At 51.9% G+C, this 370-nt stretch carries 2 tRNA genes; both read left to right on the forward strand.

What is annotated here, in order from left to right:
- Positions 1 to 61: 61 nt before the first annotated feature.
- Positions 62 to 138 (forward strand) — tRNA-Ile (locus OXR04_RS21510).
- Positions 139 to 284: 146 nt separating this feature from the next.
- A tRNA-Ala gene (locus OXR04_RS21515) sits at positions 285 to 360 on the forward strand.
- The last annotated feature ends 10 nt before the right edge of the window (positions 361 to 370 follow it).

The following is a 370-nucleotide window of genomic DNA, read 5'->3' on the forward strand; positions in this document are numbered from 1 at the left end:
TTCCCGCGCAGTGCTCACACAGATTGTCTGATAAAAAGTCACGAGCAGAAAAAACCTCTACAGGCTTGTAGCTCAGGTGGTTAGAGCGCACCCCTGATAAGGGTGAGGTCGGTGGTTCAAGTCCACTCAGGCCTACCAAATTTCTTCTCATGCTGCGTTATGCGCGCGGTCGTTTACCTGAGTAAACGTCCCTTCCGCATGCCTTGCCTGAAAAGAAATTGCATCCTTCTCATGAAGAATGTAACTCGGTTGAGTGGTAGTAGTGGTCTCTGCAGTAACTGTATGGGGCTATAGCTCAGCTGGGAGAGCGCCTGCCTTGCACGCAGGAGGTCAGCGGTTCGATCCCGCTTAGCTCCACCATACTTGCTGT

The sequence above is a fragment of the Pantoea sp. GM_Pan_3 genome (assembly GCF_026541045.1).
Classification (GTDB): Bacteria; Pseudomonadota; Gammaproteobacteria; order Enterobacterales; family Enterobacteriaceae; genus Pantoea; species Pantoea anthophila.